Source organism: Streptomyces sp. NPDC002537, assembly GCF_053594975.1.
Genome location: NZ_JBSFWT010000045.1, coordinates 54361 through 61790 on the forward strand (window position 1 = coordinate 54361; position 7430 = coordinate 61790).

Genomic DNA, 7430 nt, shown 5'->3' on the forward strand with positions numbered 1-7430 from the left:
CGCCGTCGTTTCCGTGCGCTGCGGCGGTTACGCGTCGCGGTTGCGGAGGGCGGCGTAGGCGCCGCCCAGGGCGACCGCCGCGACGCCGGCCATGATCCAGACCGAGTCCCAGCCCTCCGGGCCCGACCCCGAATCCCCGCCGGGGGTGACGTAGACGGCGAAGAGCAGGCTCGGGATCGAGTACTCCAGGAGGAAGCGCCGGACGCCGGAGAGGCTCTCCGTGAACATGAACGTCGCCATGATCATCGGCAGCAGCATCGCACCCAGCATGGCCGTGATCGCACCGGCGGAGTGCCGGATCAGCGTGCCCACGGCGAGGGCCACCACTCCCAGTAGCGCCACGAAGAGGCTGATGCCGAGGGTCGCCTGCAGCCACATCGACGCCGTCGTCGTCTCGGCGAACCGGTTGCCGTTGACCATCGCCACGTCGACCATCCCGACGAGCGTCGTCGACACCAGCGTGATCACGAAGACCAGCAGGAAGAACACGATCGCCTTCGCCGCGAGCACCCGGCCGCGGTTGGGGCAGGCGGTCAGGGTGGTGCGGATCATCCCCGTGTTGTACTCCGAGGACATCGTCAGCACGCCCTGGGTCATCACGCAGATGATGCTCAGCAGCACGCCGAACACGGCGAGGCCCAGAACGGACATCTGACCGTTCACGTCCCGGCCCGAGTCGTTGCTCATGGACCCGGCGGCCATCGCGATCACACAGCCGATGCCGAAGATCAGCAACACCATGATGCCCATCGTCCACATCGTGGACCGCAGCGAGCGGATCTTGGTCCACTCGGAGGCGAGGGCGTCGGCGAGGGTCGCCCTCCGCACCGGTATCGGGGAGACGTAGCCGCTGACGGACGGCATCCCGCCGGTCCACTGCCGGGCGTCGAAGGGAGTGGCTTCCGGCGGCGCGGGCGGCTGCTGGGGCTGGGAGGGGGCGGTCATCGGGCGTCCTCGTCACGCTTGGTCAGGTCGGCGGGGGCGGCGGCGGGAGCGGCGGTGGGCGCCGCCACCGGTGCGGCCGGGGCCGCGGGCGGCTGCTGCTGGGCGTACGGGTTCGGCTGCTCGCCCGGCAGTACGGGGTACGGATTGCCGTCCGGCGCCGGCGCCGGCGGGGCCCAGCCCTGCGGCGGCATGCCGTGGCCGTAGCCCTGGCCGTACGGGCCGGGGGCCTGCCACAGCCCGGCCCGCTGGTCGGCGGTCGAGCGGTAGTCGACGGCGGCCTGGGTCATCCGCATGTACGCCTCCTCCAGGGACGCCTGGTGCGGCGAGAGCTCCCAGAGCCGGACGTCGGCGTCGTGCGCGAGGTCGCTGATCCGGGGCAGCGGCACGCCGGTGACGCGCAGCGCGCCGTCCGGCTCCGACAGCACCTGGCCGCCCGCCTCCACCAGCGCGGCCGTCAGCTTCTCGCGGCCCTCCGGCTCGGTGTCCGGGGTCCGCACGCGCGCGAAGCCCGCGGAGTTCGCGGCGATGAAGTCCTGGACGCTCATGTCGGCGAGCAGCTGGCCGCGGCCGATGACGATCAGGTGGTCGGCCGTGAGGGCCATCTCGCTCATCAGGTGCGAGGAGACGAAGACCGTACGGCCTTCCGCCGCGAGCTGCTTCATCAGATTGCGGACCCAGAGGATGCCCTCCGGGTCGAGGCCGTTGACCGGCTCGTCGAAGAGCAGCACCTGCGGGTCGCCGAGCAGCGCCGCGGCGATGCCCAGGCGCTGGCCCATGCCGAGCGAGAAGCCCTTGGAACGCTTGCTCGCCACGTTCTGGAGACCCACGACACCGAGCACCTCGTCGACCCGGCGCGCGGGGATGCCCGCGAGCTGGGCGAGGGAGAGCAGGTGGAGCCGGGCGCTGCGCCCGCCGTGCACCGCCTTCGCGTCGAGGAGGGCGCCGACCTGCCGGGGGGCGTTGGGCAGCTGGGCGTAGGGGTGGCCGCCGATGGTGACCTGCCCGGACGTCGGCCTGTCCAGGCCAAGGATCATGCGCATCGTCGTCGACTTGCCGGACCCGTTGGGTCCCAGGAAGCCGGTGACGACCCCGGGCCGCACCTGGAACGACAGATTGTGCACGGCCGTCTTGGCGCCGTAGCGCTTCGTCAGACCGACTGCCTCGATCATGCTCCGCCCCTCGCGAGCTTCTTCGGGGCATAAGCCCCCGTAAGGGGTATGAGCATAACGAGGTCTTGACGGTTCCCGTTATGTGAAATTTATACGAGTGACGGGAGCCCGTCGTAGGTGCGCGGGACCGCGCCCGGTTCCTCCGGTGCGGGAAAGCTGGTGACGGGCAGCACCCAGCCGAGCTCCCGGAAGATCCGCTTCCCTTCCTGCCGCACGGCCTCGTCCGCCCGCGCCCGCTCGACCCAGCTCTCGGGACCGGGCCCGAGCAGCTCCCGCAGGGCGGGGGAGCCGGCGAGCAGCCGTGCCAGCAGGGCGCGCTGGTCACCGCCGCCGGGGAGCGGGCGGCCGTCGCCGTGCGGGGCCAGCAGACCGTGCGCGCTGACGTAGACGTACGCGCCGCCGAGCGCCTCGCCCGACGGCATGGTCATCGTGAACCGCCCGCCGGGCCCGCCGGGCAGCAGCACCCTCCGGTAGTTGAACTCGGTCCCGTCCACCGCCCGCAGCTGCGCGCCGTCCAGCCAGCTGATCACCAGGGTGAGCTCGGCGCCGGGATCGGGGTACGGTGCCGCGGCCACGTATCCGTTCCGCCCGATGTGCGCGGAACACCCGACGCCCACGCCCCTGATCCGCACCGGCACCATCGGCACCGTGACGGGCAGCCGCTTCTCGGTGAGCTTGTGGTGGAGCTGCGCGGGGGAGGCGTTGGAGCCCACGGCGATGACGGGGTGGCGGTGGCCGGTGACCGTCTCCCCGAGGGCGTCGTCGAGGGTGCGGCCGGCGGGGGTGAGCCAGGTGCCCAGGCGGGCGGCCGGTGTGGGGGTGAGCGGTAGCAGTTGCCGCCCTGTGAGCAGCACGGGCTCTCCTGCGGGGCGCCCTGGATAGTCGAGGGGCCGCACGGCGGGCGCGTCCCCCAGCCCCTCCGCCACCGTTGCCTCCTCGCCTGCGGCGGGCTTTGTTCCCCAGCCCCGCCCCTTCCCGAAACCGGGGGAGACCCCCGGACCCCCGAAGCGGCTGCGCCGCTTGTCCTCAAACGCCGGACGGGCTGGATTTCCGGACCGTGGCTCTTTGCCCTGCGGCCCGCAGGCTGCGGCCCGCAGACTACGGACTACGCCCGCACAATCCAGCCCGTCCGGCGTTTGAGGACGCTCCCCCAGACTTCGTCCGGGGGGACCCCCAGCAGGGCGCCCCCGCCGCAGACGGCAGACGACCCGCAGACGGCGACGGTGGGGGCTGAGGACGTATCCCGGCCGCCCGCCCGGCGAGGGCTACGCATCGCGTTCCTTCAGGATCGCGTAGCCGCCCAGGACCGCCGCCACCACCCACAGGACCATGATCGCGAAGCCGCCCCATGGACCGTACGGGGCCTCGTCGTCGAACGTGATGACCTGCATGATCTTGCGGCCCGCCTGGTCCGGGAAGTACTGGGCGACTTTCTTCGTGGCGGGCACGGCGCCGAGGATGTTGGAGATCAGGAAGAAGAAGGGCATCAGGATGCCCAGCGAGAGCATCGGGCTGCGCAGCATCGTCGCGACGCCCATCGAGAAGACGGTGATGAGGGTCATGTAGAGGCCGCCGCCGATGACGGCCCGCAGTACGCCCTCGTCGCCGATCGACGCCTTGTGTTCGCCCAGCATCGCCTGGCCGAGAAAGAAGGACACAAAACTGGTGACCATGCTGACGACCAGCGCCAGCAGCGTCGCAATGGTGATCTTGCTGAAGAGGAACGTGGCGCGCTGGGGAACCGCCGCGAGGGAAGTCCGGATCATTCCCGTGCTGTATTCATTGGAGACGACCAGCACCCCGAAAACGATCATCGCGAGCTGACCGAGTCCCATACCCGCGAAACTCGTGAAGGTCGGATCGAAATTGATCCTTTCCTTCGGGGTCATCTTGTCGAACTGGCTCTTGGAAAGAGCGCTGATGAGAGCGCCCAGGGCGACCGTCACCACGAAGGCGAGACCGAGCGTCCACACCGTGGAGCGCACGGATTTGATCTTTGTCCATTCCGACTGGAGGACCTGCGTCGCCACCGCCATCGCTCAGGCTCCCTTCTTCTGCCAGTCGGCACCCCAATTGCCCGGCGGGGCCTCCGCCCCGGAGACGGGCGCGCTGTGCGCGTGGTACTCCACCGACTCGGCGGTGAGCCGCATGAACGCCTCCTCCAGCGACGCCCGCTGGGGGCTCAGCTCGTGCAGCACGAGCTGGTGCCGCGCCGCGAGCTCGCCCAGCCGCGCCGCGTCCGGCCCGTCCACCTCCAGCGAGCCGTCATCCGTGGTCACGGCCGCGATCCCGGCACCCGACAGCACGTCCAGCAGCCGCTCCCGCTCCGGCGAGCGCAGCCGTACGTAGGAGCGGGAGTTCTGCGCGATGAAGTCCGCCATGGACGTGTCCGCCAGCAGCCGCCCCTGGCCGATCACCACCAGATGGTCCGCCGTCAGCGCCATCTCGCTCATCAGGTGCGAGGAGACGAAGACCGTGCGCCCCTGGGCGGCCAGGTTCTTCATCAGATTGCGGATCCAGTGGATGCCCTCGGGGTCCAGGCCGTTGACCGGCTCGTCGAACATCAGGATCTGCGGGTCGCCCAGCAGCGCCCCCGCGATGCCCAGCCGCTGCCCCATGCCGAGCGAGAAGCCCTTGGAGCGCTTGCCCGACACCGACGTCAGGCCCACCGTGTCCAGCACCTCCGCCACCCGGGCCCGCGGGATGCCGTTGCTCTGCGCCAGACACAGCAGGTGGTTGTAGGCGCTGCGGCCGCCGTGCATCGCCTTGGCGTCCAGCAGCGCGCCCACGACCTTCAGCGGCTCCTTCAACTGGCGGTAGTGCCTGCCGTCGATGAGGACCGTGCCGGCGGTCGGGCTGTCCAGGTCGAGCATCATCCGCATCGTCGTCGACTTGCCCGCGCCGTTGGGGCCCAGAAAGCCCGTCACGATCCCGGGCCGCACCACACAGGAGAGGCCGTCCACGGCGAGCTTGTCGCCGTAGCGCTTGGTCAGACCCTGGAGCTCGATCATTCCGCCACGGTAAGGGCGTTCGTGACGGCGCGCCACCGGTGGCCGACCATCCGGATGACCCGGGCACACCGACGCCCCGGGCGCCCGCTCTCGGCGGGCACACGGGGCGTCGGCGTACGGGGGTTCGTACAGGGGCGGCGGGTCGTCAGCGGCTCTGCTGGGCCGGGACACCGCGCGAGATCGGCTCGTCGTCACCGGGCACGCCGGCCGCGGCCACGGCCGCGCCGGTGAGCGTGGCCAGCATCTCGCGGACATTGGTCAGCTGGGCGTTGATGCTGTCGCGGCGGTTGGTGAGCGCCGCCAGCTCGCGCTCGGACTCGCTGCGGATGCGGTCCGCCTTGGCGTTGGCGTCGGCCACGATGTCCTCCGCCTGGCGCTGCGCGGTCTCCACCGTCTGGCGGGCCCGGCGCTCGGCGTCCGTGCGCAGCTTCTCCGCCTCCAGGCGCAGCTGCTCGGCGCGGTGCTCGATCTCCGCCAGCCGCTTCTCCGCCTTGGCCTGACGGGACGCCAGGTCCCGCTCGGACTGCTCGCGGCGCTTGGCCAGGTTGGTCTCGAAGTCCGCGGCGGCCTGGGCGGCCTTGGCGCGGGTCTCCTCGAAGAGGGCGTCGGCCTCCTCGCGCTTGGACTGCGCGTCCTTCTGTGCCTCGGCCCGCAGCTGCGCCGAATCGCCCTTCGCCTTCTCGACGATGCGCGCGCCCTCGTCCTCCGCCTTCGCCTTGCGGTCGGCGGCGAACGACTCCGCGTCGTTGCGCACCTGCTGGGCGGCCGACTCCGCCAGCTCACGGTGCTGCTCGGCGGCGCGCCGGGCCTCCTCCCGCAGGTCCTTGGCCTCTTCCTCAGCCAGCCGGAGGATCTTCTCGACCCGCGCACCCAGCCCCGCATAGGACGGTTCCGCGTCGTTGACCTGGGCCTGAGCATTCTGCGTTTCGAGGTGGAGCTCCTCGATGCGCTTTTCCAGAGAGGTGATTCGGGCCAGTGCGCTGTCACGGTCGGCGACGAGCTTGGTAATTCGGTCGTCCACCTGGCCGCGGTCGTATCCACGCCGCACGAGCTCGAAGCCGAAGGGGGAGGAAGTGTCGCTCATGGGGTTCCTGTCATAAGAGACCGGTGAGGTGATAGAGGGAATCCTAGGGGCGCGAGCGGCGTGTCATCGAGTGGATGGTTGGCAGTTCTGGAGAATGTCCCCTCGTACGAGTGGCTACTTCTGAGACTGCTTGCCACCCGATCGAGTTGCACCCGCACCCGCCGCTGCCTTCACCCCGCCCTCTTTGGCGCTTCCCGACCCCGGGGCTTCAAAAGACTCCAACGCTTCCAACACGTCCTGGACACGGGAAATCTCGGCATTGATGTCCTCGCGTCGGCGCACCAGTACCTCCAACTCCCGCTTTCCTTCGTCCACAAGGCGCTTGGCCTCCTCCGCACCCTCGGTGCGCAGGCGCTCCGCCTCGCGTACGGCCGCGGCCCTGGTCTGCTCCGCCTCCTTGAGCAGCGCCTGGGACTCGCGCATGACGCTGGCCTTCTTCTGCTCCGTCTCCTTGAGCAGCCCCTCCGCCTTCTTCACCGCGGCGATACGGACCTTGCTCGCCTCGCTGCTGGCGTCGGAGACCAGCTTCTTCGCCTTCTCCTCCGCCTCCGTGAGCTGCTCGGTCGCCGCGGCCACGAGCTTGTCGCAGCGCTCGCCCGCCGACTGCATCGCCTCGGACGCCTCGCGGCGCGCCCGGTCGTGCAGCTCCTCGACCTCGCTCTCCACCCGGGACCGCAGCTCGTCCGCGCGCTCCCTTATCGCCGTCGCGTCCCCGCGGGCCTCGGCGAGCAGCGTGTTCGCGTCCGTACGGGCCTGCTCCACCAGCCCGTTGCCCTCGCCGGTGGCCTCGGTGACGATCCGCTCCGCCTCCCGGCGGGCCACCCCCACCATGGTGTCGGCCTGCTCCTCGGCGGTGGCCGCGGTGCGGACCGCCTCCTCCTGGGCCTTGGCGATCAGGGCGTCCGCCTTCTCGGCGGCCTCGGTCAGCTTCTGCGCGCCCGCGTCCCGGGCCGCGTCGATCGTCCGGTCACCCTCGGCGCGCGCCTCGGCGAGCAGCCGCTCCGCCTCCAGGACGGCGTCGGCCTTGAGCTTCGCCGAGTCGGCACGGGTGCTGTTGGCGTTCTCCTGCGCGGAGTTCAGCGCCTCCGCCGCCTCCGCGGCCATCCGCTCCGCCTCGGCCGCGGCCTCGGCGACCAGGCTGTCGGCCTGCTCGGCGGCCTCGGTGCGGCGGGCGTTCGCCGCCTCCCGCGCCTCGTCGGCGGGGCCGTTCGGCCCTGGAAA

Annotated in this window: 6 protein-coding genes and 1 pseudogene; all 7 read right to left on the reverse strand. The window is 71.0% G+C overall.

The window, feature by feature from the left end:
* Window positions 1–27 precede the first annotated feature (27 nt).
* Window positions 28–945 (reverse strand): ABC transporter permease, encoded by a 918-nt coding sequence (locus ACWD4A_RS20895; RefSeq protein WP_451195877.1) that lies wholly within the window; start codon window positions 943–945, stop codon window positions 28–30.
* Window positions 942–2114, reverse strand: coding sequence for an ABC transporter ATP-binding protein (locus ACWD4A_RS20900; RefSeq protein WP_451195879.1), 1173 nt, complete (start codon window positions 2112–2114; stop codon window positions 942–944). The genes ACWD4A_RS20895 and ACWD4A_RS20900 overlap by 4 nt, the downstream gene beginning before the upstream one ends.
* Before the next feature lie 89 nt (window positions 2115–2203).
* Window positions 2204–3040 (reverse strand): hypothetical protein, encoded by an 837-nt coding sequence (locus ACWD4A_RS20905; RefSeq protein ID WP_451195881.1) that lies wholly within the window; start codon window positions 3038–3040, stop codon window positions 2204–2206.
* Between the two features lie 339 nt (window positions 3041–3379).
* A complete protein-coding gene (locus ACWD4A_RS20910; RefSeq protein ID WP_451195883.1) occupies window positions 3380–4150 on the reverse strand; it encodes an ABC transporter permease in 771 nt (256 codons plus the stop codon).
* A 3-nt stretch (window positions 4151–4153) separates the two neighbouring features.
* Window positions 4154–5125: an ATP-binding cassette domain-containing protein gene (locus ACWD4A_RS20915; RefSeq protein WP_451195885.1), complete on the reverse strand. Its 972-nt coding sequence runs from the start codon at window positions 5123–5125 to the stop codon at window positions 4154–4156.
* Window positions 5126–5270: 145 nt separating this feature from the next.
* Window positions 5271–6209: a coiled-coil domain-containing protein gene (locus ACWD4A_RS20920; RefSeq protein WP_058046316.1), complete on the reverse strand. Its 939-nt coding sequence runs from the start codon at window positions 6207–6209 to the stop codon at window positions 5271–5273.
* Window positions 6210–6323: 114 nt separating this feature from the next.
* Window positions 6324–7430 (reverse strand): annotated as a pseudogene (locus tag ACWD4A_RS20925) (hypothetical protein); the annotation flags it as partial.